We start from the raw sequence: 25,446 nt of genomic DNA, 5'->3' as shown, positions 1-25,446 counted from the left end.
CAGGGCTCAGGGCTCAGGGCTCAGGGCTCAGGGCTCAGGGCTCAGATAAAAGCATAAAAACATCTGTCATTCCGACCGAAGCGAGACGCTTTTTGTCTCGCGAAGTGGAGGAACCTGCAGTTCTCATCCAACACCCGCACAAACGCCAACCTCGCGACCAAAGGGAGCGGAGGCCGAAGGCGAAAGGCCCGGACGGCCAGTCCTCGCCCTGCGCAAAGTTTCATGCGGCCTTCGCACCCAACCACGCTAGAATGCGGTCGATTGCTGTCTGTCCCGTTCCAGGGAGCACGCTCGCATGCCGCTCACGCGCCCTTCTCTCCGCAGCTTTCCTCGCCGTCTCGTTCTCGCTGTCTTCTTCGCCGTGATGCTCTTCGCATCTGCGTCTCACGGCAGCGCACAGGTCATGGCTCCGCCACCTACGCTGCCCGGATTGCACTATAACCTCTCGCTCTTTCAGCCTGCAGTGCCCGCGGCCGAACTCGATTTCCTGCGCGCCTACGCCGGCAAATCCACAAAAGAGCTCATGCACAACAAGCAGTTCTGGAAGCTCGCGGAAGACAACTTTCTGCCACACTGCACCTTCCATTACGGCTACGACCGTCCGCTCACCGAGGCCTTCGATGATGTCGTCGGCGGATCGAAGATGCCGGTCACGATTCTTCAGGACCGCTATCTCGTCATCGCCAGCGATCGCACCTCCAGGATGCTCGACGGCCGCGCCATGCTCTGGATCGACCTGCAGGACGGCATCGGCGTGGGCGCGTTTTATTTCCACCCCACCAATGGCGAGCCGTCGCCGACGATCAATGTCTTTGCCCGGCAGGTAAGCCCCGGCAAGGACAATCTCATCGAGATGAGCCAGCTGCCGCCGGCCTTTGTCCTGACCATGGCACAGTGGATTTCCGGCTCTGCCATTCCCCTCATCACCCCGCGCTACTTCCTCACCGGCAACAAGCGCAAGATCCTCCTGGAACATGACGAGGACTACTGCATTGCACCCGACGGCACAACGCAACCGCCCGCCACACAGTGCCAGCAGCTCAACGCCGAGGCGGCGGATATCGACGTGACCGCCGCATACTACCTGAAGCAGGTGAACTATGCGACCAACGCCACGGCCTACTTTCTGAATTCGTTCCAGGTCTCGTGGATCGCCGCGCGTGATGGCGCCTGCCTTGCTGGTCCCGCATTGTACTCCTGCCGCGTCCGCATGGCGCGGGCACGCGTGCGGGTTATTGTGAACGGCCGCTAAACCGAGAGGAAACGGACACTGCCCTCCGACGCGCTTGCGTCGGAGGGCAGTGCCTTTTCTAGAGGACGGAGACCACGATGAAGCCCGTGGATCCGCTGATACTGCCCGATGTGGCCGAGAGCGTTCCGGCTCCCACACCCAGCGGTGAGAAGCTGCCGGTTTGAGAGATCGACCCGAGGGACAGGCCGCTGGTGATTGCCCAGTGGCAGGTGGTGGTGATGTTCTGCGTGCTGCCATCACTGAAGTGGCCGGTAGCCGTATACTGCACGCTGCTGCCGAGCACATTCAGGATGGTGCTGTTGGCCGGGGTGACGACGATCGACTGCAGCACGGCGCTGGTTACCGTCACCGTCAGCGTTCCGCTCACACTGCCGAGCGTTGCCTTCGCGGTAAAGGTGCCCGTGGTGAGGCCGGTGGCGACGCCTGCCGAGCTGACCAGGCCGACCGAGGGTGAGAGCGAAGACCAGGTCACCGCGCTGGTAAGGTTCTGCGTCGAGTTATCCGAGTACGTGCCAACCGCGGTCAGCTGCAGAGAGAGCCCGAGGGCAAAGCTCGACTGGCTGGCCTGGATGGCGATGCTCGAGAGCACGGCGGCACTGACGGTGAGAGCGGTCTGCTGCGTGACCCCGTTCAGCGATGCGCCGATCTGCGTGGTGCCCGCCGCTACCGTCGTGACCAGGCCGGTGCTGCTAATGGTCGCGACAGACGGGACCGAAGAGGACCAGAGCACCTGCGAGGTGACATCCTGCGTGGACCCATCCGTATAGGTACCGGTTGCGGTGATCTGCGATTGCAGTCCAAGCGGAATTCCTCCGGACGGCACGTTAATCGTGATCGAGTTGAGCACCGCGCTGGTCACCGTCACCGCATCGGCCTGCGTGATGAGGCCGACGTGCGCAGTCACCGTTGCACTGCCCGGACTGACGGCGCTGAGTGTGCCTCCGGTGGCTACCGTCGCGGTTGCCGCACTGCTGGTCGTCCAGGTTGCGGTCGAGGTCACGTTCGCCGTCGAGCCGTCACTGTAGTTGCCGGTCACGGTAAGCACCTGCGTAGTGCCTGCGGGCAATGAGACCGGACTGGGCGTGATGGTGAGCGAGGTGAGGATCGCCGAGGTCACCGTCACCGAGGCCGTGCCGGTGACGCCGTTGAGCGCCGCCGAAACGGTGAAGGTCCCGGGAGTAAGTGTCACGAGCAATCCATTGGTCCCGGCAATGTTACTGATCGTGCCGTTGGCCACGTTCGAAGTGCTCCAATGCACCGATGAGGTCACGTTCTGCTGGCTGCCGTCGCTCATCGTGGCGGTCGCTGCGTACTGCTGCGTCTGGCCTGCGGCGAGCGTGGCGGCGGCCGGGCTCACGGCGATCGCGGTAACCACGGCCGAGGTCGCGGTCAGCGTCGAAGACGCAGTGATTAGGCCGTTCGTCGCCGAGATCGTCGCCGTGCCGGGCTGGCTGGCGATCACCAGTCCGTTCAGGCTCACCGTGGCAACCGTAGGCGAGGAGCTGGTCCAGGCCACCGAGTTGGTGAGGTTCTGCGTCGAGCCGTCGGAGAAGGTGCCGGTCGCCGTCATCTGCTGGCTCTCACCCACCGCAAGGCTGAAGGGTGAGGGCGTGATGGCGATCGAGGTAAGCACCGCCGTGGTGATCGTCACCGGCACCGTCGTCGAGGTGGCGCCGAGGCTGACCGTCAGCGTCGCTGCACCTGCTCCAACCGCAGTGACCAGGCCGGCCGTGCTGGCCGTGACCACTCCGGTATTCGAGCTGGCGTAGGTTGCGCTGGTGGTGACGTTCTGCGAGGTGCCGTCGGTGAAGACCGCCGTCGCCATCAGCTGCTGCGTGCCACCGGCCGGCAGCGCCACCGTGGCCGGGGTCACCAGCACGGAGACGACCGTGGCCGAGGTCACTGTCATGGCGCCGGAGCCGGAGATGCCGCTCGCCGTGGCGGTGATGGTCGTAGCGCCCGTGCCCACGCTGGTGGCGTAGCCCGAGCTGTTGATGGTCGCCACCGAGGTCGCGCTCGAGGTCCAGGTCACCGACGTGGTCAGGTCCTCGGTCGAGCCGTCGGAGAGTGTGCCGATCGCGGTGTACTGCTGCGAGGTGCCCTTGGCCAGGGTGACAGCCGCGGGGCTCACAGCCAGCGAGACCAGCGTGGCCGGGCTTACGGTGAGAGCCGCTACGCCCGAGACGCCACCGGCCGTGGCCCATATCTGCGTGTTGCCGCCCGAAAGACCGGAGGCCAATCCCGAGGTCGAAACAGATGCGACGGACGGCACCGAGGACTGCCACACCGCCTGCGCGGTGAGGTCATGCGAGGAACCGTCCGTGTAGAAGCCCGTGGCGGCGAACTGCTGCGTGTTTCCCTTGGCGATCGACGCCACCGACGGGGTGACGTAGACCGAGGACAGGACCGGCGCCACTACCGGGTTCACAGTCAGCGAAGTCGAGCCGGTGATCCCGTTATAGACGGCCGAGATCGTCGTTGTACCCTGGCTCACGGCGACTACCGCCCCGGTCGAGGTCACAGTCGCGACCGTCGGGGTGGAACTCGACCATGTGGCCGAGTTGGTCACGTCCTGGGTCGTGGCATCGGTATACGTGGCCACCGCGTCGTACTGCTGCGTTCCGCCGGCGGTCATCGTCGCCGCAGACGGGGTGACGGCGATGGAGGCGACCACGGCCGGGGTGACCTGCACCGAGCCGGACGTGGTGGACAGTCCCTGGTACGCCGCGGTCAATGTCGCCGTGCCCACGCCTGCGCCGGAGGCCAGACCGCTGGTGTTCACGGTAAGTACCGCGGTATTCGAACTCGTCCAGGTCACCGTCGAAGAGAGATCCTGCGTCGAGCCATCGGAGTAGGTGCCGGTCGCCGTGAACTGCTCGGTTGTGCCCTTGGGCAGGCTGGCCGGGTTTGCGGGGGTGATAGCGATCGAGCTCAGCGTCGCCGAGGTTACGGTCGCCGTAAAGCTGTTCGTGACGCCATCGACCGTTACCGTCACCGTGCTCGAGCCGGTGGCGACACCGGTGATCACGCCGCTCGCATTCACGGTTACGGCCGCGGTGTTCGAGGAGCTGTAGGTCGCCGCGCTCGACAGGTTCTGCGTCGAGCCATCGGAGAAGGTGCCGGTCACTGTCACCTGCGCGCTGGTGCCTGCCGCGACCGAGGGATTCGCCGGGCTGAAGGCGATCGAGACCAGCGTCGCCGGAGTCACGCTGAAGCTCGAAGTCGAAGCCGTCTGCCCATTGAAGGACGCGGTGATCTGCGCCGAGCCCACGTTGTTGCCCGTCGCCAGGCCCGAGGCCGAGATCGAAGCCACGGTCGCATCCGAACTCGTCCAGGAGACCGTGGAGCTGAGATCCTGAGTCGAGGAATCGGAGTAGGTGCCGGTTGCTGTGAACTGTTGTGTCGTGCCCTTGGCGATCTGCGCCGTGGTGGGCGCGATCGCCAGCGAGGTGAGCACGGCCGGCGTCACCGTCACATTGCCGGTGGTCGCCGAGACGCCGTTGAAGGTGCAAGAGATCTGCGCGGTGCCGGTCGAGGTGCTCGACGAGGCGAGGCCGCTGCTGTTGATCGTGACCACCTGCGGATTGTTCGAATACCAGACCGCCTGCGTGGTCAGGTCCTGCGTGGTGCCATCCGAGTAGGTGCCGATGGCGGTGAACTGCTGCGTCGTGCCCGCGGCAAAACTCGGCGTCTGTGGAGTGATGGCGATCGAGACCAGTGTCGCCGGGGTCACGGTGACCGACTGCGTCGTGGCGCTCTGCCCGTCGACCGAGACGGTAATGGCCGCCGAACCGGTACCCACGCCGGTGGCCAGGCCGCTGCTCGAAACGGACACAACGGACGGATTCGAACTGCTGAAGGTGGCCTGGCTGGTGAGGTTCTGCGTGGTGCCGTCGGTGTAAGTGCCGATCACCGAGAATTGCTGCGTAGTACCCTGGGCAAAGCTGGCCGAGGAGGGCGAAACCGCAACCGAGACCAGCGTCGCCGGCGTGATCTGCACCGTCGTCGCCACGGACTGCGTGGTAAAGGTCGCAGAGATCTGCGCCGTGCCCTGGGCGACGCCGGTCGCGAGACCGCTGCTCGAAACCGTGGCCACATTGGACGCAGTCGATGACCATGTTGCCTGCGAGGTCACGTCCTGCCGCGTGCCGTTCGAATAGGTCGCGGTGAGGGTGAACTGCTGCGTGACGCCGGCGGCGAAGCTCGCGCCGCTCGGGCTGATGGCCAGCGAACTGAGCGTGGCCGCTTCGATCACGACCGTCGTCTGGCTGGTCACCGAGCCGATGGAGCCGGTGATCACGGCCGTACCCGGAGCGACGCCGGTCACCTGGCCGCTCGAATTCACCACAGCCACGGCAGGGTTCGAGCTCGACCAGGTCACCGAAGAGGAGACGTTATGGGTCGAGCCATCGCCATAGGTCGCCGTCGCCGTGAAGTTCTCGCTCAGCCCGGAGATAATCTGACTGCTCGTCGGCGTGATGACCAGGCCGGTGACCGTGCTGCCCGAGCCGGTGACGGTCAGCGTCGCGGTACCGGAGATGCTGCCGCTGGTCGCCGTGATCGTCGCGGTGCCCGCGGCCACGCCGCTGGCCAGTCCATCGCTGCTGACAACCGCCACCGAGGGACTGGAGCTGGACCAAGTCGCCGAGGAAGTCAGGTCCTGGGTCGAGCCGTCGGAGTAGCTGCCGGTGGCGGTGAACTGCTGGTTACCGCCCGTGGTCACACTGGCCGTCGACGGGCTCACGCTGATCGAGGTGAGCGTCGGCGTGGAGTTCGAGGCGACGGTCAGCGAAGCATCGCCCGAAGCTCCCCCGGCCGAGGCGCTGATCGCCGTCGAACCATTCGCAACGCCGGTTGCGAGGCCAGCGTTATTGATCGTCGCGACCCCGCTGTTTGAGCTGGTCCAGGTCGCGGTCGAAGTCACGTCCTGGGTGGTCCCGTCGGGATAGGTTGCCGTCGCATGGTACTGCACGGTGGCGCCCGGAGCGATCGCCGCCGTCGCCGGGGTGATTGCAATCGAGGAGACGGTAGGGCTGGTGACCGTAAGCGTCGCCGCGCCGCTGATGCTGCCGCTCTGAGCCGTGATCTGCGTGGTGCCCGCGCTCACGCCCGTAGCCATTCCGGCGCTCGAAATCGTCGCGACCGCCGGGCTCGAAGACGCCCAGGTGACGGAGTTCGTAATATCCGAGGTCGTGCCATCCGAATAGGTGGCGCGTGCGGTGTACTGGTGAGTCGCTCCCGCCGAGATGCTGATGTTCGATGGGAAGACGGCAATCGAGGTGAGGGTCGCGGTAGGCGAGGTCTGCTGGCCCACGGTGACCGATGCCGTGGCCGTGCTGCCGCCATAGGACGCGGTGATCGTCGCTACGCCAACACCGGTTGCGGTCACCAGACCGCTGGTGTCGACGGTGGCAACCGCGTTGTTGGAGGAGCTCCAGCTCGCGAGGCCGGTGACAGTGCCCGTCGAGCCGTCGGCATACGTCGCGGTGACCGTAAGCTGGCCGGTCGAGCCGGAGGCGATGTCCGGGCTCGCCGGCGTGATAGCCAGCGAAGACACGGTGCTGCCGCCTGAATTCGCCGGCGAGATGGTGACAGTAAAGGACTGGCTGACGCTGCCATAGGTCGCGGTCACCGTCACCGTCGTCACCGCCGAGACGGCGTGCGCGGTCGCGAGGCCGGTTGTGCTCACGCTGAGCGCGGACGGATTTGACGAGGTCCAGGTCACCTGGCTCGACAAGTCACTGGTGGTGCCGTCGGCATAATTGCCGGTCGCCGTCAGCTGCTGGCTTCCGCCCGCGGTCACCGCAGGGTTCGAGGGCGAGAGCGTGATCGAATCGAGCGTACCGCTCTCCACCGTGAGCGTACTCGCGCCGGAGGTCAGGCCGTCGAAGGTCGACGTCAGCTGTGTCGTGCCCACTGCCGTGCCATACGCGACGCCGGTGGCATTCAGAATCGTGGCCACACTCGCATTCGAGATGTGGAAGACAGCATTCAGATAAAGATTCTGCTGGAAGCCATCGGAGAAGGTGCCGGTTGCCGTCATGGCTTGCTGGCCGCCGGTGCGGATGACCGAAGAGGCCGGCGCAAGACTGATGGAGCTCAACGTGGCATTGGTCACCGTGACCTGAGTCGCCGAGCTGAAGTTGCCGTATACCGCGCCCAGCGTGCCGATGCCTGGAGAGACGCCAACACCCACCTCCGGCTCGGGCCCCTCGCCGAGAATGTCGATGGCTACGGACATCACGATCGTCGGCGTAGGAGATTGCCAGATGGCATCGGCCGTCATGTCCTGCGTGGTGCCGTCGGAGAAGGTGCCGATGAGCGAGAACTGGCGCGTCACTCCTGCCGGCAGCTCAGTATTGCCCGGACTGATGACCGTCGAGACAAGCGTGGCATCGGTCACCGTCAGCGGCGCACTCGCACTCTGGCCTTGCGAGGCGGCTGTCACCGTCACCGTACCTGCCTTCAGTCCGAGCACCCTTCCGCCGGAGTCCACCGAGGCGACGGTCGGGTCGGAGACCGACCAGCTGACATCGGAAGTCAGATCCTGCACCGAACCGTCGTTGAACCAGCCGGTCGCGGCATATTGCTGATGGGTGCCGAAGGCGATGCGCGACGAGGTGGGCGCAAGCGTAATGCCTGCCAGCGTTGCCGAGGTCACATTGACCGCGCCCGTGGACGCACTGATGCCGAGATAGCTGGCAGTGATCGTTGTCGAACCGATGCTCCCGCTCTTGGCCAGCCCTGAGCTGTTGATCGTCAGCACGGTCGGATTGCCGGAGGTCCAGACCACCTGACCCGTGAGATTGATCTGCGCGCCATCCGAGAAGATGCCGAGACAGGCGAACTGCTCGCTGGTGCCCAGCGCAAAGTTCACAGAGGACGGCAGCACCTCAAGCGACTGCAATGTCGCAGCCTCCGAGGCGATGGCCGCAACCGCACTGACTCCGAGCACCGATGCGGTAATCTCGGCGCGGCCCGAGGTAAGCACCTGCACAAAGCCGCTGTCGTTGATCGTCATCACCGTCGTATTCGACGAGGTCCAGCTGGCCAGCGAGGTCACATCCTGCTGCGTGCCATCGGAGAAGGTACCGATAACCGCCAGTTGCTCAGTCGCTCCCGGTCCTATCGTCGGATAGGGGATTTTCAGGGTCAGAGACACCAGGTCGACCGGGAGAACCTGTACCGTGACCGGCGTGGCGGTGGCGCCACCGAAACCGGCCGAGATCGTCGTCGTGCCGGCGCTCACCGCGGTCAGCAGGCCGGAGCTGTCGATGGTTGCGACTCCGGTATTCGAGGACTGCCAGCCCGCGGTCAGGCTCAGATCCTGCACGCTGCCGTCCTCGAAGGTGCCCTGCAGGGTGAACTGCTGCTGCGTCTGCGCGGGAATCTCGAGCTCGGTCGAGCTGATCGCAACCGACTGGACGGCCGTATCGCGCACCAGCACCACGCTCTGCGAGCTGAGGCCACCGAGTGTGGCGGTGAGCTGCGCCGAGCCCACCTGGTTCGCGGTATCGATGCCCGAGCCGTCGACCGAGACGGGGCTCGAGCCATCAGCCTGCGCGAAGCCCTCGCCCGCGGCCGGACCGGCGCTACGCTGCGTGCGCAGCCGTGTCGTCGCTCGGCGAACGCTGCCCGTGGGAGAAAGCGTTGTGCTTGCCGTCGACCAGCTCACCTGGCTGGTGACATCCTGCTGCGTGCCGTCGGAATAATAAGCCGTGGCCGTATGCTGCTCGGCGGTATTCGGCGCAATGCTCGAGCTGGTCGGCCGCACCACCAGGCTGGTCATGGTGGCGGCGGGCGTCAACGTCACCGCGGAGGTCGCGGTGAGCGAGCCGAGCGTCGCCGTAATCGTGGCCGAAGTGTTTGCCGTGATCGAACCCGCCGTCGCGAGGCCGGTCGAGGCAATGGTCAGCACGGAGGTGTTGCTCGAACTCCAGGTGACGCTCGAAGTAAGATCCTTCGTGGACGAATCGCTGTAGGTGCCGGTTGCCGTGAACTGCTGCGTGCCACCCGAGGCGATGGTCGCCGCCGTCGGCGAGACGGCGACGGAAGTCAGGGTCGCGTTGCTCACCGTCCCGGTGGCTGTCGCCTGCACCGAGCCGCTGTTGGCGGTCACGGTGAAGCTGCCCGCGGCGACGGCCGTCAGCAGGCCGCTGGTGCTGATGGTCGCAACGGAAGACGGCGTCACCGACCAGCTGACCTGCTTGGTGATGTCCCCGGTACTTCCGTCACTGTAGGTGGCCGTCGCGGAGAACTGCTGCGTGCCGCCCGTATAGACGCTGGCCGAAGCAGGCGCAATCGCGATCGACGTCACCGCCGCCGCACCCACCGTGAGCAGCAGTGTGCCCGTGGTCTTCTGCACCGTGGCGGAGATGGTGGTCGTCCCCGCCTTCACGCCGGTCACAACGCCGGCTGCACTGATCGTAGCCACGGCTGTATTCGACGAAGACCAGCTTGCTGTGCTAGTCACATCCGTCGTCGGCGACCCAGACGTCGTCTCGGTGGCTTTCAACTGCACGCTCTGCCCCACGGCGAGCGTACCGCCCGGAAGGCTGATCGAGATGCTGCTGGAGGAGGATCTTCCGCCGCAGCCGGCAAGCACGAGCATGATGCAGAGTGAGACAACAGCAACCACACGACGGGACAGGGAGAAAGAGATGGCCACGGTGATTCCTCGCACCGTGTGTATCGACCTGAATCACTCGTGCATGAGACCCTGTTTTCCGGTCGATGATTAGGGCTTTCTCATTAGAACGGGCGGCGGCCGGTCTTCTTCATCCCCCGGAACTTCTCGCAACGGACGGCTCCAGACCTTCCCGGCGCCTGTCCCATCCCGGATCACATGCTCATCGATCGTCCTCGCTGCGAGCAAAGCACTACGCGACGATGTCAGTCCGGTCGCCCCGAGTGGAAGGGCTGGAGATGACGAGAAAATGCACGTCTTCCGGGCTGTCGTTGCGCGCCTGGTGGCGGGCGCCCGGCGGAATTTCGATGCCCGACCTGGCCTCGATCCCGTAATATTCACCTTCCAGTTCCATGGTCAGCAATCCTTCCAGAACATAGAAAAACTGGCGAGCCTTCCCGTGAAAGTGCCTCTGCTCCGCAGTGCCGGGAGGCATCCGCTCCTGGATGACCATCATGTCCGGCGAAGGGCCCAGAATCCAACCGTCACAGGCGTCGCCCCACTGGTAATGGCTTGCGTTTTCGATGCTGCGCTTCGCTGTCATTTCTTTCCAAAGGAACACAGGACGGCTTTGACGCGCAAAAAAACCCGGGCCGTAGCCCGGGACGTCAGTAGGAAAACTTGTATCGAAACTTTGGAATCGGCTAGCGGCCGGACAGACCGAGCGTGCGATGCAGCGGCAGCGTGCTGGCTGCGGGGATGGGCGTCACACCGGCGGGGCGGACCGGATTTTTCTCAGCGACCCGCGCAACCTGCGGGGCCTCATTCACCGGCGTCTCGGACTCAGCTTCCATCTCTTTTTTGCCGCTGCGCGCGGCGACGATGGCGGGAGTGAGGATCATGCCAACAAATATAAGAGCTAAGATGATCTGAAACATGTTTTTGTCGCCCGTTCTGGGGTAGATACCCCTCGCTTCCAAAGACAGGTTCCCTCAATCCCGCTCCGATGCCTATACCACTTCTGTGTACCTTGGTCACCGCCAGGTAACCAATTCCACCCCGATAGCATCCTTCGCAGTTCAAATGTGGTTGTCCCGCCATCGCACATCTCGATGAAGAGACATGCGATGGCCAAGATTGCCAAGCCGCCCGCGCCCTAACTCAGCGTGCGTGTCGAGAGGTTGATGGTTACGGTGTCGTCCGGCGTCTTGGTGGTTGCGCCGTCGGCCTCGGGATGGAACTCGATGGTCATCGTCTCCGCGTTCACCACGATGCGCAGATAGCCGTAGTCGGTATCGTCGTAGCTTTCGAGGGTTAGCGTGTCGTCGATCTTGTAGGGCGTGCGGTAGGTGCCACGCATGGTCGAGAGCGGTGAGTGGCCGCCGCATCCCGCCACGATGTACGGGGTGCTGCCGCCGTTCACCGTGCGCGTGTAGCGCTGGTAGTTATGCGAGTGTCCGGAGAAGACCGCGTGCGGCCAGAAGCCCGCCGCCGTGCAGCAGGCGTCGATGTCGGCGAGCATCTTCGGACTGCCGCCGTGGACGGAGCCGCCGGTATACGGCGGATGGTGCACGGCAACGATGACTGCCCCGGCGTAGCTCTCCGAGACGATGCGCTTGAGCGCCGTGGTCAGGAAGTCGATCTGCCGCTGGTCGAGTGTGGTGTAGGTGCCGCTTTCATCCGAGATCACACCCGGGTCTTCGAGCACGTTGCTATAGAGCCCGAGGATGCGCACGAAAGGCGCGTCGAAGGTGAAGTACACACCTGGCTGGATCTGAGCCGTGCGCACCAGTCCGCCCGCATCGGGCGAGACTACCGGGCTCGGCGAGACGAAGTTTGTCAGAAACGCCGCGAGGGTCGGTGCAGGATCGGCCTTGTAGACCACGCCATCATGGTTGCCGGGAATCGCGACGATCGGCGCCGGGTAGTTGCGGTACGGCTCGTAGAACTGGTCGTAGTAGTAGGCCGCCTCGCCGAAGTAGTACACCACGTCGCCCAGATGGAAGAAGAAGCTGGGCACATCGGCCGCATCGTCCTCATCGAAGTCCGAGACCATCTTGTCGGCCACCAGCGATTGCGTCGTGGGTCCCTCGACGCTGCCGGTATCGCCCACCGAGTGGAAGACGATCTGTCCGGACTGGGTAATGGCCGAAGTCTTCGCATCGCCGGCTGAGCCGTAGACCTGCGCCAGCGTGAGAATCGGTTCGACCGCGTTGCCCACCGGTTCCGGCACAGCCTCGACCTGGGCAAACTCCTTGTCGCTCTGGTCGGTCACCGGCGTCTTGAAGCCGGTCGGATCGGGCGAGGGCTGGGGCTGCGCAAAGACCGGCTGGCCGCTCGATGTGCTGGTTCCGGTTGCCGTCGTCGGGGAGCCGGCCTGCGTCGGCTTGTGCTTCTTCTCGGATTTGCTGTCGGGATGCTTCTCGGTCATCGGGGGGTACCTTTCGTCGAGTCTGCGCGCGTCAAACGCCTGCGCATGCGGAGCATAGTCTTCTTCGATGCAGGCCTGCATGCATCCCCGATGAAATCTTCGGCGACGTCATCTCTCGCACTGTCGGCCAGGGAGTGCCAGAAAAGTGAACGTATAACCCGAAACAGTACTTGTCTTGCTGCGGAATTTCCGTAGATTTGTGACAACACGATGAAAGAACCGTTACGGACTGCCGATATCTGCACCACAAAGGCAGCACCGCGATGGCAACGCAGATCGCGGCGGCAAGGCGGGCCGCGATAGCCAAGCAGGCTTTGTGTCTCCGGCTCTACGCCGGTTGGGGGGTGCCTATGATTCCCGAGCAGCACGCGCTTCGCCAGCTCTTTCACCAGGTCGTCTCCGGCTGCTACTCCGAGCATCTCGGCGTGCACGACCTCGAGGTCACGTCTTATATTGCCGATCTGCTGACCGAATTCTGTGTCGCGGAAAAGCTCTATCCCATTCGCGATGCCGAAGGCCAGCCCATCCGCGACGTAAGCCGCATGCTCGCCGCGGCCGACCCCATCCACGGCACCGCAGACTCCTTCGACGACGAGCGCCGCGTACGCAAGCACATCGGCGACTATGCGCTTTTCTCGACCGGGATGTTCCCCGAAGGCGCGCAGCGCGCCCGCTTCTCCGCCGACGCAGGCCTGCTCGATATGGTGCGCACCGGCAAGGAGAGCTACTTCATCGTTTCGCAGTTCAACCTCTTCGAGTACCAGAGCGAAGCTGCCTTCTTCGGCCGCCTCGCCGAGGAGTTTGAAACCTATATGTACGGCCTGACCAAGGTCCGCGGCGAGCTCGACCGCATGGGCGCACCAGTACATTTGATGTGAGTCAGGGCTGAGATAGAAGCATAAGCAGGATCGCGACCAAAGGAAGCGGAGGCCGAAAGCAAATCGCACTGTGCGAAGCAGCTGTCATTCCGACCGAAGCGAGACACTTGTCGTCTCGCGCAGTGGAGGAACCTGCGGTTCTCTTCGCATGATGAGAATATGGGTGCCCCGTCCAAGCTTCGCTTGGGCGGGAGGTGCAGCCCCAACTCAATGAGCTTACTTGTCCCCCACTCAAGCCAGCTTCAGGCTTGAATGGGCCACCGTCGGATGGTGCGAATCTGCATTCTTTCTTCATGCAAGAGAAACTTCAGGTTCCCCCACTGCGTTCGCTCTGCTCACTTCGTACTGAATGACAGTTTGTGTTTGTAGAGGAGCAAGACCGGTTGCCCTTCTCAGCTCGAGAACCATGAAAGCGCTCCCGCAAAGCAGTATTCTGTGCGCATGCCTTTCTCGTTGCGCCGATGCTCTCCTGCCGTTTGCGGCTTTGTGTTCTCCTGCTGCATCTCTGCTTATGGGCAGAATCCGATGTTCCATTCCGACAAGTTCAGCGTGTTTCCCGATCGCGTCGTAGAAGGCGCATACACTGCGCAGGTCACAGCCGATGGCGGCCTGCACTCGAACTATCCCACCGCAGAGAACGCAACCGGTGAGCGCACCTGGTCGCTCGACAGCAACCTGGACGGCTTTCCCAAGCTCGAGTCGGACCTTCCACTGGCGAATGCGCTCTACAAGTTGTCCCTCAGCGAGTTGCAGAAGGATAAGCGCGACGACGGCGCATTCAGCGCGGGTGCAGACTGGCCCGGCGTCTGGACGCGCGATATCAGCTACAGCATCTACCTTTCGCTGGCGATGATCGATCCCGAAGGCGCGAAGAAGAGCCTGATGGCCAAGGTCCGGCGCGACCGCATCGTGCAGGACACGGGCACCGGCGGCAGCTGGCCGGTCTCGACGGACAGGGAGTGCTGGGCGCTGGCCGCGTGGCAGATCTATCTTGCCACCGGCGACCGTAACTGGCTCACCGAGAGCTACACCATCATCCGTAACTCGATCGCTGACGATGAAGCGATCGCGATCGATCCTCATGACGGGCTGGTGCGCGGCGAAACCTCGTTCCTCGACTGGCGCGACCAGACCCATCCGAAGTGGATGCAGCCGGTCGACATCTACGAGTCGAAGAGCCTGAGCACGAACACGATCTTCTATGGCGTCTATCGCGTGCTCGCTGCGATGGCGAAAGAGCAGAAGCTGCCGGACGCCGAGTGGTCACGGAAAGCCGATCGCCTGCAGCAGGCCATAAACGAGAAATTCTGGATCCCGGAGAAGGGCTTCTACGGCGAGTATCTTTATGGACCGCTCTGGCAGAGTCTTTCCTCGCGATCGGACGCGATCGGGCAGGCTCTCACGATCCTCACCGGACTCGCGCCGGAGCCACGGCAGAAGACGCTCCTCGCCTCCGTACCTGTGATGGATTACGGCATCCCGACGCTCTACCCGCAGATTCCTGATATGCGTCCCTACCACAATCGCTCCGTGTGGCCTTTTGTGCAGGCGCTGTGGAGCATGGCTGCCGCAGATCATGGCGATGAAGCAGCCGTCGCACAGGGACTCGCGGTGATCTATCGCGCCAGCGCACTCTATCTCACGAACAAGGAAAACCTGGTCCTCGAAACAGGAACACCTTACGGCACGGCGATCAGCTCCGACCGCCAGCTGTGGAGCGTGGCCGGCAACCTTGCGATGACTTATCGCGTGCTCTTCGGCATGCGCATGGAGCCGGAGGGACTGCGCCTCAGCCCGGTGGTTCCGGAAGGCTGGGGACAGCAGCGCTCGCTCTCCGGATTCCATTATCGCGGCGCGGTCCTCGACATCGAGATCAAGGGCAATGGTGCACATGTGAAGCATGCGCTGCTCGACGGCAAGCCGTCACAGCCCTTTATCCCCGCGGACACGACAGGCTCGCACACGCTCACCATCGAGCTGGACAATCAGGGCGCTGCACCGCTGGGGATCAACCACGTGCAGGATGCAGTCGCGCCACTGACTCCGAAGGTTGAGTTTGCCAACTCGGAGTTGCATTGGACTCCGGCGGATGGCGTCGCGCATTACCAGGTCTATCGCGACGGAAAGCCGTGGCAGCAGCTTTCAGCCGCGACAATCCAGCTTGAACCGGGAGACACGCGCAGTGATTATCAGGTCGCGGCGATCGGCAACAACGGTATTCCGTCCTTCCTCAGCGCGCCCGTGAACCCCACGCCCGGTCAGGTCGTGAAATTCAACGCAGGAGATCCCGGACATGTAGATCAGGGATACATCGAGACGCGGCAGGACATCATGCCCAACACCGAGGTGAGCTTCGAAGTCGACCGCTCCGGCAGGTTCTATCTCAGCGTGGAATATGCGAATGGCGCCGATGACATCGAGAACAACAGCAAGTGCGCGATTCGCACGCTCTACATCGATGGGAAGAAGGTCGGTCCGATCGTGATGCCCGAACGCGGCAAGGATCAATGGGATAACTACGGACGCTCCAGCGGGCAACTGCTCACGCTAACTCCCGGTCATCATACCGCCGCGCTGAAGTTCGAGCCGGAAGACACCAACATGGATACGTACATCAACACAGCGCGCCTGCGCGCGATCGTGCTGGACCGGCTGCCGTAAGAGTAATCGTAACGCCGGACACATAAACGGCAAGGGTCATTTAGGGGATAACAGGAGTGCCATCATCTGCTATCCCCCATGACATATGGACTGGATGACCGGTCCAATATGCGGTTAATATGGCTGCGACTTCAAAACCGTGGATTTGCCACATGCTTTCCGGAAGAAGCCATCCTAACCCGCGCCTCTTATCTCAACGACCAAGCCGGATGCAACCAGCGATGGCGCCTCCACCGGTGTATCGTCCACAAAAAGTGGCCTTCCAACCGAAGATGGCTGCGCCCGCTGTCTATCGCCCTCAAGCATCCGCGTCACAACCAAAGATGGTGGCACCTGCTGCCTATCGCCCTCAAGCATCCGCGTCGCAACCGAAGATGGCGGCACCGCCCATCTATCGTCCACAGATGGCCGTTTCGCCAAAGAGACCAGCTATCGCTCCATCTACATGTCAGCCATTTTCAACCAACGGGCAGACGAATCCCGTCGCCGCGCCTAGGAGCCACACTGGCGTGCGCATCTCGCCGCCTTTTTTCCAAGGAAGTGGTACGGGCCTGTCCCCACGAATCCAGGCTCCGCTCGCTACGCATCGAGTAGGCGTGATTCAGCGCATGGGAGACGATGACGAATGGATGCCACCACAACCCAAGGGAAAACAGGAGCGATTTAGCTTTCTGAAGGCCACGCCACGGAACGTAATCGAAAGCACTGCACACGTAGTTAAGCATTTTGACGCCGCCCGCTTTAAGGCTGTCTGGACTTGTCCGCGCTGCAAACGCATGCTGGCATTTTTAGACATCAGTAACAACTTTCACCTATCTAAGTATGGCTATCTGAGCAAGAGTGGTAAGGTTCACTCTCTCCGTTCCGTAACCATGGACCATCATCCGACGACATGGGCAGAACATCTGGACGGATTGAATAATTCGGGAGCTACGAAAGATGAAAAACGTGCTGTGTATCAAGACGAATCGGGCTTACGTGCACTTTGCAAGATTTGCAATGAGAGCCACGAACACGAAGGCGTCGATATCGAGGAGTACGACAGCAGCGACGATGATTTTGACCCTCCACAGACCCCGCAGCACGAGGTACAGTACAACTCCGGTCAATTCAGCGGTTATCGGCCTGCGGGTTTCTTCGTCTAGCTGTACCAAAAGACAGAAGCCCCGCTTTCGCGGGGCTTCTGCTGTTATGAGAAGTTCAGTAGCTAAAAGTTACAGAATGTACTTCGAAAGATCCTGATCCTTCACAATATCCGCCACCATCTGGCGCACATATTCGGGATCGATCACGACGACCTTCTCCTTCGCGCCCGAGGCGTTCTCGCGCTCGCTTACCGGCAGCGGCACGGTTGCGCCGAAGTCCGTCGCCGCTGCCAGCTGCAGACCGTTCGCCTCATCCTTGACCGGAGCCTTCACCAGGTCTGGAGCCACGAAGCTGATCTCATCGAGCACTCGCTCCATGATGGTGTGCAGACGGCGTGCGCCAATATTCTCCGTGGTCTCATTCACGCGATAAGCGAACTGCGCCATCTCTTCCAGCGACTCGCGCGTGAATTCGAGCTTGAGGCCCTCGGTATCGAGCAGCGCCGCGTACTGCTTGGTCAGCGACGACTTCGGCTCGGTGAGAATGCGGATGAAGTCTTCGACCGTGAGCGACTGCAGCTCCACGCGGATGGGGAAACGTCCCTGCAGCTCGGGAATCAGGTCGCTCGGCTTCGAGACATGGAATGCACCCGCGGCGATGAACAGGATGTAATCCGTCTTCACCATGCCATAGCGCGTGTTCACCGTCGTACCTTCCACGATCGGCAGGATGTCGCGCTGCACACCTTCGCGCGAGACATCCGGACCGTGGCCACCTTCGCGGCCGGCAATTTTGTCGATCTCATCGAGGAAGACGATGCCCGAGTTCTCCACGCGCTCCACTGCCGTGCGCGTCACCTGATCCATGTCGATCAGACGTCCCTCTTCTTCCTGTACGAGATACTCGAACGCATCGACGACCTTCATCTTGCGCTTCTTGGTGCGCGCGCCGAAGAGGCCAGGCAGGACATCCTTGAGGTTGATGTCCATATCCTCGGCGCCCTGGTTCGAGATGATCTCGAAGGACGGACCGTTCTTGTCGCGCACATCGATGTCGACCATGCGATCGTCGAGCTTGCCTTCGCGGAACTGCTGGCGAAGCTTCTCACGCGTGCGGTGGTGGGAATCGTGGCTGTGGTCGGGCGTCGTCAGCGGATGCTTGTCTGCCGATTCGGGCTCAGCCGTATCGCGCAGCGGAGACTCTTCTGCGCTGGACGCATCCGCGCTCTTCGCATCCTTTTCCGCGGGGACAGCAGCCACGCTGGCCGGAGCAGGCGGCAGAAGAAGATCGAGCAGACGCTCCTCGGCATTCAGCTCGGCCTTGTCTTCCACCTCTTCCAGCTTCTCTTCGCGCACCATGTCGATGGCGATCTCGACGAGGTCGCGGACGATCGACTCGACATCGCGGCCTACGTAGCCCACTTCCGTGAACTTCGAGGCTTCCACCTTGAGGAAGGGCGAGTTGGTCAGCTTCGCCAGGCGGCGCGCGATCTCCGTCTTGCCCACGCCGGTGGGCCCGATCATGATGATGTTCTTCGGCATGATCTCGTCGGCAATGTCGGGCGGAAGCTTCTGGCGGCGCGAGCGGTTGCGCAGCGCAATGGCCACGGCGCGCTTGGCGGCCTTCTGGCCTACGACATACTTATCAAGTTCAGCAACAATCTCGCGGGGCGTCAGCTCTTCGAGCGCCAGCTCCTGGTCTTCCGCGGTTCCGGGTAAATAAATGGCCATCGTTTCCTGCCTCCGGCAGTCTCGACGAGCAACGGGTACAGCTACCCCTTCAGCTCTTCGATCGTAATCTTGTCATTCGTGTAGATACAGATCTGCCCGGCGATCTTCATCGCCTTCTCGGCAATCTCGCGCGCGGAGAGCTCGGTGTTCTCCATCAGTGCGCGCGCCGCGGACAGCGCATACGAGCCGCCACTGCCGATCGTCGCAATGCCCTCGTCCGGCTCGATCACGTCGCCTGAACCGCTCAGCAGAAAGGTCTGGTGCGGATCGGCCACCACCAGCAGCGCCTCGAGCGAACGCAGGCTCTTGTCCGTGCGCCAGTCCTTCGCCAGCTCGACAGCAGCGCGGCCCAGATTGCCCGCATACTGCTCGAGCTTCGACTCGAAGCGGCCGAAGAGCGAGAAGGCGTCGCCGGTGGAACCGGCAAAGCCCGCGAGGATCTTGTCCTGATAGAGGCGGCGGATCTTCTTCGCCGAGTGCTTGATGACCGAATCGCCCATGGTCACCTGGCCATCGGCAGCCATCACCACGCTGCCGTTACGGCGCACGCAGATGACAGTCGTCGAGCGGATGCGGGGACGGTTCGAGGCCTCGGCGGCAGCGGCCTGCGCGGAGACGAAATTGCCGCCAGACGCGGCGGCGGACGGGAGCTTCGGTTTCAGCATTCTCCTATCGAGTATAGCGAAACGGCTTCTGGCCGCTAGCTTTTCGCTGCTAGCCGGTCCGGCAAAGCCTCTTGCCATTACGCTATCGAAGTGATATCACTTCAATAGCACCGCAAGCTACGGTGCGCGAGGCTCCAGCTATGAACGCTGTATCGAATGCCGCCATCCCCTCTACGACCTTTCACAAAGAGCGCATCGTCACCCCGAAGAAGGGCGCGCCCATGCTTCTGCTCTTCTTTGTGCTGCTGATCGCCGCCATCGCCCTGATCGTCTACGCCGCAGCGAACGAGCAGCCGCTCTTCGTGATCCCGGCCGTCCTGCTCTTTTTCCTCGACCTGATCGGGATTCTGCCCGGCTTCTACACGCTGCAGCCGAACGAGGCGCGCGTACTGGTGCTCTTCGGCTCATACAAAGGCACGGTGCGCGCTGACGGCTTCTTCTGGGGCCATCCCTTCTTCTCAAACGGCGCGCGGCAGTCGATTACGCCGCTTACCGTGGCCGGCAAGGATGCAGCCATCCAGGTAGCGAAGCGCTCCTCTGGCCGCAATAAGATCTCGCTGCGCGCCCGCACGCTGAATAGCGACATCCTCAAGGTGAACGATCTGCGCGGCAATCCCATCGAGATCGCCGCAGTGGTCGTGTGGCGGGTGCAGGACACCGCGCAGGCCAGCTTCGATGTGGACAACTACGAGAACTACGTGGCTACGCAGAGCGAATCGGCGCTGCGGCATCTGGCCAACCTCTACGCCTACGACGACAACAATCCCAACGACACCACGCTGCGCCGCAATGTCGATGAGGTCTCGGCTGCGCTCTGCCGCGAGTTGACCGAGCGGCTCTCGAAAGCCGGCGTCACCGTCGACGAGGCGCGCCTCACGCACTTGGCCTACGCAAGCGAAATCGCGCAGGTGATGCTGCGCAGCCAGCAGGCCGACGCGGTGATCGCCGCACGGCAGAAGATCGTGCAGGGCGCGGTGGGCATGGTCGATATGGCTCTCAGCGAGCTCGCCGCGAAGCAGGTGGTCACGCTCGACGACGAGCGCCGCGCCGCCATGGTCAGCAACCTGATGGTTGTGCTCTGCGCCGAGTCCGAGGTGCATCCGGTGGTTAACACGGGCACGCTCTATAACTAGAACTAGAGAAGAATGGCTGAACGCAAATCATTCCTGCTGCGCATCGATCCTGCGCTCTGGGCCGAGCTCGAAGGCTGGGCCCAGGCGGAGCTGCGCTCCGTGAACGGGCAGATCGAGTACCTGCTGCGACAGGCCGTGAACAAGCGCAAGGGCGGTACGAAAAGCGAACCACCCGCATCATCTTCGACCGAAGACGAATAGGCATTTCAAGAAAAGCTTGTCATTCCGAGCAAAGCGAGCAACGCGAGCGGAGTGGAGAAACCTGCGGTTCCGCCGGCAAGCGAGGATTCGGGTGCCCCATCCAAGCTCCGCTTGGGTGGGAGGGCATACTTGCTGGCACGAGCGAAGAAAACCGCAGGTTTCTCCACTCCGCGCGACGATGAAGCCGTCTCGCTCCGGTCGAAATGACAGTAGCTTGTAAACCCAAAGAGCCTCCCGGATGGGAGGCTCTTTGCTTGTGCAGCATTTCGGGCTTACTTTTTCTGCTGCGAAGCCAGCTTCTTCTGCGCGTCGAGGAAGCGGCGCAGGCGGTCGAGCGTGCGCGACTTGCCGAAGACCACCATGCTCTCAAGCAGCGGCGGGCTCATGGTGCTGCCGGTGACGATGGCGCGCAGCAGCATGAAGTTCTCCTTCACTGACCAGCTCTGTGCCTCGCCCAGCGCCTTGAGCGCCGACTCGAGCTTTTCCTTCTCCCAGTCCGTGGCTTCGAGCACAGCCAGCTGCTCGGCGGCAAAGGCCAGCGTCTCTTCGAGCGTCTTCTTCTTGGGCAGGAAGACCTCCTGCGCGGGCAGGATGTTATCCGCGAAGAAGAAATTCGTCAGGTCGCCGAACTGGCCGAGCGTCTCGATGCGCGTCTGCATCAGCTCGGCAATCTGCTTCAGGTAGTTGTCCGAGAGGATCGTCTCCCGCAGCGCCGCGTAGAAGTCATCGACGGACATCGCGCGGAGATACTCGCCATTCAGCCACTTGAGCTTGGTCAGGTCGAAGACCGGTCCGCCTAGGCTGATGGTCTTGATGTCGAACTTCTCGAGCATTTGGGGGAGCGAGAACTTCTCGCTCACGCTCGTGATCTCCTGCGGCATCCCGCCGCCCATCAGGCCGAGGAAGTTGATGACCGCCTCCGGCACAAAGCCCGCCTGGCGGTAGTAGACCAGCGAGACCGGATTCTTGCGCTTTGAGATCTTGCTCTTGTCCTGGTTGCGCAGCAGCGGCATATGCCAGAACTTCGGCAGCTCCCATCCGAAGTTGAGGTACAGCAGCACGTGCTTCGGCGTCGAGGAGATCCACTCCTCGGCGCGGATCACGTCGGTGATCTTCATCAGGTGGTCATCGACCACGTTCGCCAGGTGGTACGTCGGGAAGCCGTCGGACTTCATCAGCACCTGGTCATCGACGTTCGCGTGATCGATCACGATGTCGCCGCGCAGCTCGTCACGGAAGGTCGTCGAGCCCTCGGGCACCAGCATGCGGATGGTGAAGGACTTGCCCTCGGCGATGTTCGTCGCGATCTGCTCCGGCGTGAGGCTGCGGCAGGTGCCCGCGTACTTCGGAGCCTGCTTCGCTGCCATCTGCGCCTTGCGCGAGGCTTCGAGCTCTTCCGGCGTGCAGAAGCAGCGATAGGCCGTGCCGTTATTCAGCAGGATCTCAGCGTGCTCGCGATAGATTTCCGTGCGCTCGGATTGGCGATAGGGACCATATGGGCCGCCCACATCCGGACCTTCGTCCCAGGTGAGGCCGAGCCAGTGCAGCGCGTCGAAGATCATCTGCTCGGAGGTGGGGACGAAGCGGGTGCGGTCGGTGTCCTCAATGCGCAGGACAAACTGCCCGCCGCCCTGGCGCGCATAGAGAAAGTTGATGAGGCCAATGTAAGCCGTGCCGACATGGGGATCGCCCGTCGGAGACGGAGCGATGCGTACGCGAGGTGTGCTCTGAGGTGACATTTCTTTTCCGGAGACCAACTTTCGATGCTAGGGAGGTCGCTGGGGGGAGTCAAGTTTCGCGGCACAACCTTCCGTTGCGACGCAGCCTCAGTGCCCGGCCCGTTCCAGCGGAATACCGTCCACCTTCAGCAGGCGGCCCACCGGATACTCGCCCACGCGGTTTGCGGCGTAGTAGGGCGAGTGCTCGTAGAAGAACTCCAACCGCGCCATGGGGTCGGCCGCGAAGACGGGGTCGGCCTGCACCTTGCGCTCGAATTCATCCTTGATCTTCGGATCCTTCGCCATCATTTCGCGCGCCAGCTTTTCGAGCACATAGGCTTCGCCATACTCCTTCTGCTCGAAGATGGGGTCGAAGAAGCCCCACGCCATGGCCGAATCCGGAGCGGCGGGCTCCAGCCACTCCAGCACCACCTTGGAGAGACGCTGGTTCAGCTCCACCACCGCCGATCCTGCCGGATATGTAACCGTCTCGGTGACAAGATCGCATTGCCCGAATTTGCCGGGCTGCATCGCGCCCTCGCCTGGAAAGATCGGATGCCGCCCCTCAAAGGGAGCGCGATTCCACTGCATGCCGCTGCAGCGATAGGTATCCACCTTGCCCGTCCACGCAGCCGTCGTGCGCCGGACCTCGACCTGATGCGCGACAAGCACATCGATCACATGCGTCCACTCTCTCGGGATAATGTAGGCCGCGGGAGGCGTCGTCGAGGCCGTAACCTTGAACCCGCTCGATATCGGCAGCGAAACATCCCACGGCTCGTGCGAGTACTTCACCCACATCGTGCCCGAGACCTCGCTCAGCTGGCGCGTGTATTTGTATCCGCGAAAGAGGAACGGCGTCGTCTGCCCATTCCAGCCCACGGCCAGCGGAAACTGCTGGTTGCCCAGCGGATGCGCGCCCAGATGCTCGGCTTCGGCGTCTGCCGTCTTGTTCAGCTCCACCAGCTTCGCCGCATCGCGATTCACCAGAGCCAGCAGGCTGCGCAGGACAGCGTAGTTGCCCGTTACCCGCGTTTTGTAATCCTTTAACATGTGCAGCTCGACGAGCATACCCGGGCGGTTTTCGAGAATCGTGTAGCCGGTGGAGAAGCGCGGCGGATCGTCGTTAAAGCCCAGCCCTTTCGCAGGGTCGGTGTCGTCATTCAGCGTGATGTAGGTCGGCGAGGCAAGATGTCCGGGTGTCGCATCGACATCCCTTTCGAGCGTCGGCGTCACCGTCTCGTCGATCCAGTGCGCGGTCGCGCGCGGCACATTCGGCCCATCGTCGATGGTGAAGGTCACGTCGTACTGGTAGTCCGAACCGTCGGTCACGTGGTCATCCACGAAGAAATCCGGCAGCCAGGTGTGGAACATCTTCATGAAAGCGCGTGTCTCGGGCGCATCGGTCTTGAGGTAATCGCGATTCAGATTGATGTTCGTGCCGTTGCCGCGCCAGCCCATCTCCTCGGGGCCATTCTGGTTGATGCGGTTATAGGCCGAACGCCGCTCGTGCCCGTCGGCGTTGTAGATGGGGATGAAGACGAAGACAGCCTTGTCCAGCAGCGCGGCCTGCGACTTGGTGATGACCATGTCGCGCAGCAATGCGAGGCAGGCATCCTTGCCGTCCATCTCGCCCGCGTGGATCGAGTTCTGCACCAGCACGATCGGCCGTCCCGCAGCATGCAATTTTGCTGGGTCGAACTCGCCGTCTTTCGACGCGATCACGATCTCGAGCTCACGCCCTTCGCCCGTCTCTCCGAAAGGCTCGATCTTCACCTGGCCAGGAGCTGCAGCGGCGATACGGTGCAGGTAGTCCATCGTCGCCGCGTAGTCCGGCGTCGTCGTGTAGCTCGAAGCCTCCGCAGGCGTCTGCCAGTCGCTCGCAGACTGCGCGAAGCACGCTCCTGCGCCCATCATGAATACTCCACCCAACATCGCAGCAGCAGCCGAGCGCAACATCATCTTGCCTCCAAATGCAAACAGGCTTTCCGCATGCATGGTTGCGCGCGGAAAGCCTGATGATACGTGAAACACCGGGTACCGCATGGGGTGAGGAGGAGATCCCCTCCCACCCAAGCGAAGCCTGGATGGAGCTCCCATATTCGTTTCCGCCGCGAATACCTGGCCTCGATCGCGACCAACGGGAGCGGGCAGAAGGCCTGCCCCTCCATGCGTCCCACGCCGGCGGCGCAATCGCCCCGACGGCAAGTCGCGGCCAGTCCTAGGTGATGTCTTCGGTGTCGAAGACCGGCTTCACCACGCGCTTCGGCTCAACGCCGTGCACCTGGCTGATGAGGTCCTTGACCACGTCTTCGAGCTGCTTCTGGTTTTCGATGACCTCGCTCATGCTCTTCAGCTCGAGCGGAGCCTCGACCTTCTCGAGCAGCACAACGACATGCGCCTGGGCCACGTGATCCACGTTGAGGCCCTCGGGGGTCTTCGCCTTGATGCTGACATCCGCGGGCTTCACGCCCAGCAGCTCGGCCACATGCTCGCGCATCTCGCCGGCGATCGGCACGATCTTCGGCTTGAGCAGCACCAGCGTAATGTCCGTATTCACGATGCGGTAGCCGGCGTTCTGAATCTCCTCGAGCGCGAGGTTCAGAAAGATCGCCGAGTCGGCATTCTTCCAGCGTGGATCGCTTGGAGGAAAGAAGGTGCCGATATCTCCGGCCGAAACCGCGCCCAGCAGGGCGTCGGTGAGCGCATGCAGCAGCACGTCGCCGTCGGAGTGGCCGGCCAGACCCTCCGGATGATCGATCGCCAGCCCGCCGATTTTAAGCGGCACGCCCGGCTTGAAGGCATGCGAGTCCCAGCCGTATCCAATTCTGATATTCATCTATGTCCTGTCCCTTGGGCTTCGAGTTACAGCCCTGTCCGTATCAGGATAACGGCTCCCGCGAGTTACACCGCCGGATGGAAGCTCAAAAAGCTTTCAGCGCAAAAACGCAAAGAACGCCAAGTCCGCAAAACAAGAAGAGAAAAGATGCATTCCCTTTCCTTTGCGGCTTTTCCTGGCGCGCTTCGCGTCTTTGCGCTGCATCAATCCCTGCACAGGCACGAAC

General features: G+C 62.6%; 15 protein-coding genes. 6 read left to right on the top strand and 9 right to left on the bottom strand.

Going from position 1 to position 25,446, the window contains the following annotated elements:
- Positions 1 to 295 precede the first annotated feature (295 nt).
- Positions 296 to 1,252 carry a hypothetical protein gene (locus QM649_RS15400; RefSeq protein ID WP_415199946.1) on the top strand — a complete coding sequence of 319 codons (957 nt, stop codon included), beginning with the start codon at positions 296 to 298 and terminating at the stop codon, positions 1,250 to 1,252.
- Positions 1,253 to 1,310: 58 nt separating this feature from the next.
- Here the strand turns inward: QM649_RS15400 and QM649_RS15395 are convergent, their stop codons facing one another.
- The 4 genes from QM649_RS15395 to QM649_RS15380 form a co-directional block, all read right to left on the bottom strand.
- The gene (locus QM649_RS15395; RefSeq protein ID WP_415199945.1) at positions 1,311 to 9,920 is read right to left on the bottom strand and encodes a beta strand repeat-containing protein; all 8,610 of its coding nucleotides are present in this window, start codon (positions 9,918 to 9,920) and stop codon (positions 1,311 to 1,313) included.
- 211 nt (positions 9,921 to 10,131) lie between these two features.
- Positions 10,132 to 10,482 carry a cupin domain-containing protein gene (locus QM649_RS15390; RefSeq protein WP_415199944.1) on the bottom strand — a complete coding sequence of 117 codons (351 nt, stop codon included), beginning with the start codon at positions 10,480 to 10,482 and terminating at the stop codon, positions 10,132 to 10,134.
- Between the two features lie 100 nt (positions 10,483 to 10,582).
- A complete protein-coding gene (locus QM649_RS15385; RefSeq protein WP_415199943.1) occupies positions 10,583 to 10,816 on the bottom strand; it encodes a hypothetical protein in 234 nt (77 codons plus the stop codon).
- Between the two features lie 218 nt (positions 10,817 to 11,034).
- Positions 11,035 to 12,309: a metallophosphoesterase family protein gene (locus tag QM649_RS15380; protein WP_415199942.1), complete on the bottom strand. Its 1,275-nt coding sequence runs from the start codon at positions 12,307 to 12,309 to the stop codon at positions 11,035 to 11,037.
- A 263-nt stretch (positions 12,310 to 12,572) separates the two neighbouring features.
- Here QM649_RS15380 and QM649_RS15375 point away from each other — a divergent pair, with 263 nt between their 5' ends.
- From QM649_RS15375 to QM649_RS15365, 3 genes are all read left to right on the top strand, one after another.
- A complete protein-coding gene (locus tag QM649_RS15375) occupies positions 12,573 to 13,187 on the top strand; it encodes a hypothetical protein (RefSeq protein ID WP_415199941.1) in 615 nt (204 codons plus the stop codon).
- Between the two features lie 525 nt (positions 13,188 to 13,712).
- Positions 13,713 to 15,848: an MGH1-like glycoside hydrolase domain-containing protein gene (locus QM649_RS15370; protein ID WP_415199940.1), complete on the top strand. Its 2,136-nt coding sequence runs from the start codon at positions 13,713 to 13,715 to the stop codon at positions 15,846 to 15,848.
- 509 nt (positions 15,849 to 16,357) lie between these two features.
- A complete protein-coding gene (locus QM649_RS15365) occupies positions 16,358 to 16,993 on the top strand; it encodes a hypothetical protein (protein ID WP_415199939.1) in 636 nt (211 codons plus the stop codon).
- 69 nt (positions 16,994 to 17,062) lie between these two features.
- Here the strand turns inward: QM649_RS15365 and hslU are convergent, their stop codons facing one another.
- Positions 17,063 to 18,664 carry an ATP-dependent protease ATPase subunit HslU gene (gene hslU, locus QM649_RS15360; RefSeq protein WP_415199938.1) on the bottom strand — a complete coding sequence of 534 codons (1,602 nt, stop codon included), beginning with the start codon at positions 18,662 to 18,664 and terminating at the stop codon, positions 17,063 to 17,065.
- A gap of 41 nt (positions 18,665 to 18,705) precedes the next feature.
- Complete coding sequence (gene hslV / locus QM649_RS15355) at positions 18,706 to 19,329, bottom strand: ATP-dependent protease subunit HslV (protein ID WP_415199937.1); 624 nt, start codon at positions 19,327 to 19,329, stop codon at positions 18,706 to 18,708.
- A gap of 140 nt (positions 19,330 to 19,469) precedes the next feature.
- Between hslV and QM649_RS15350 the strand changes: the two genes are divergently transcribed.
- Positions 19,470 to 20,462, top strand: coding sequence for an SPFH domain-containing protein (locus QM649_RS15350; protein WP_415199936.1), 993 nt, complete (start codon positions 19,470 to 19,472; stop codon positions 20,460 to 20,462).
- A gap of 12 nt (positions 20,463 to 20,474) precedes the next feature.
- The gene (locus QM649_RS15345; RefSeq protein WP_415199935.1) at positions 20,475 to 20,663 is read left to right on the top strand and encodes a hypothetical protein; all 189 of its coding nucleotides are present in this window, start codon (positions 20,475 to 20,477) and stop codon (positions 20,661 to 20,663) included.
- Between the two features lie 272 nt (positions 20,664 to 20,935).
- Here the strand turns inward: QM649_RS15345 and gltX are convergent, their stop codons facing one another.
- The 3 genes from gltX to ispF form a co-directional block, all read right to left on the bottom strand.
- A complete protein-coding gene (gene gltX, locus QM649_RS15340; RefSeq protein WP_415199934.1) occupies positions 20,936 to 22,402 on the bottom strand; it encodes a glutamate--tRNA ligase in 1,467 nt (488 codons plus the stop codon).
- An 87-nt stretch (positions 22,403 to 22,489) separates the two neighbouring features.
- Entirely contained in the window at positions 22,490 to 24,343 is a 1,854-nt protein-coding gene (locus QM649_RS15335) for a M14 family metallopeptidase (protein WP_415199933.1), read from the bottom strand.
- Positions 24,344 to 24,602: 259 nt separating this feature from the next.
- Positions 24,603 to 25,220: a 2-C-methyl-D-erythritol 2,4-cyclodiphosphate synthase gene (gene ispF, locus QM649_RS15330; protein ID WP_415199932.1), complete on the bottom strand. Its 618-nt coding sequence runs from the start codon at positions 25,218 to 25,220 to the stop codon at positions 24,603 to 24,605.
- Positions 25,221 to 25,446 lie beyond the last annotated feature (226 nt).

This window comes from Silvibacterium sp., from assembly GCF_047605705.1.
In the GTDB taxonomy this organism is placed as follows: domain Bacteria; phylum Acidobacteriota; class Terriglobia; order Terriglobales; family Acidobacteriaceae; genus Silvibacterium.
The sequence above is the reverse complement of the archived record's forward strand: the minus strand, read 5'-3'. Positions and strand labels throughout refer to the sequence as shown.

Excerpts from the sequence above, each read along its gene's own strand:
- QM649_RS15370 (WP_415199940.1), top strand. The coding sequence starts at position 13,713 with ATGTTCCATTCCGACAAGTTCAGCGTGTTTCCCGATCGCGTCGTAGAA.
- QM649_RS15380 (WP_415199942.1), bottom strand. The coding sequence starts at position 12,309 with ATGACCGAGAAGCATCCCGACAGCAAATCCGAGAAGAAGCACAAGCCG.
- QM649_RS15335 (WP_415199933.1), bottom strand. The coding sequence starts at position 24,343 with ATGATGTTGCGCTCGGCTGCTGCTGCGATGTTGGGTGGAGTATTCATG.
- QM649_RS15390 (WP_415199944.1), bottom strand. The coding sequence starts at position 10,482 with ATGACAGCGAAGCGCAGCATCGAAAACGCAAGCCATTACCAGTGGGGC.
- gltX (WP_415199934.1), bottom strand. The coding sequence starts at position 22,402 with ATGTCACCTCAGAGCACACCTCGCGTACGCATCGCTCCGTCTCCGACG.
- hslV (WP_415199937.1), bottom strand. The coding sequence starts at position 19,329 with ATGCTGAAACCGAAGCTCCCGTCCGCCGCCGCGTCTGGCGGCAATTTC.
- QM649_RS15345 (WP_415199935.1), top strand. The coding sequence starts at position 20,475 with ATGGCTGAACGCAAATCATTCCTGCTGCGCATCGATCCTGCGCTCTGG.
- QM649_RS15375 (WP_415199941.1), top strand. The coding sequence starts at position 12,573 with ATGGCAACGCAGATCGCGGCGGCAAGGCGGGCCGCGATAGCCAAGCAG.
- ispF (WP_415199932.1), bottom strand. The coding sequence starts at position 25,220 with ATGAATATCAGAATTGGATACGGCTGGGACTCGCATGCCTTCAAGCCG.
- QM649_RS15400 (WP_415199946.1), top strand. The coding sequence starts at position 296 with ATGCCGCTCACGCGCCCTTCTCTCCGCAGCTTTCCTCGCCGTCTCGTT.
- QM649_RS15385 (WP_415199943.1), bottom strand. The coding sequence starts at position 10,816 with ATGTTTCAGATCATCTTAGCTCTTATATTTGTTGGCATGATCCTCACT.
- hslU (WP_415199938.1), bottom strand. The coding sequence starts at position 18,664 with ATGGCCATTTATTTACCCGGAACCGCGGAAGACCAGGAGCTGGCGCTC.
- QM649_RS15350 (WP_415199936.1), top strand. The coding sequence starts at position 19,470 with ATGAACGCTGTATCGAATGCCGCCATCCCCTCTACGACCTTTCACAAA.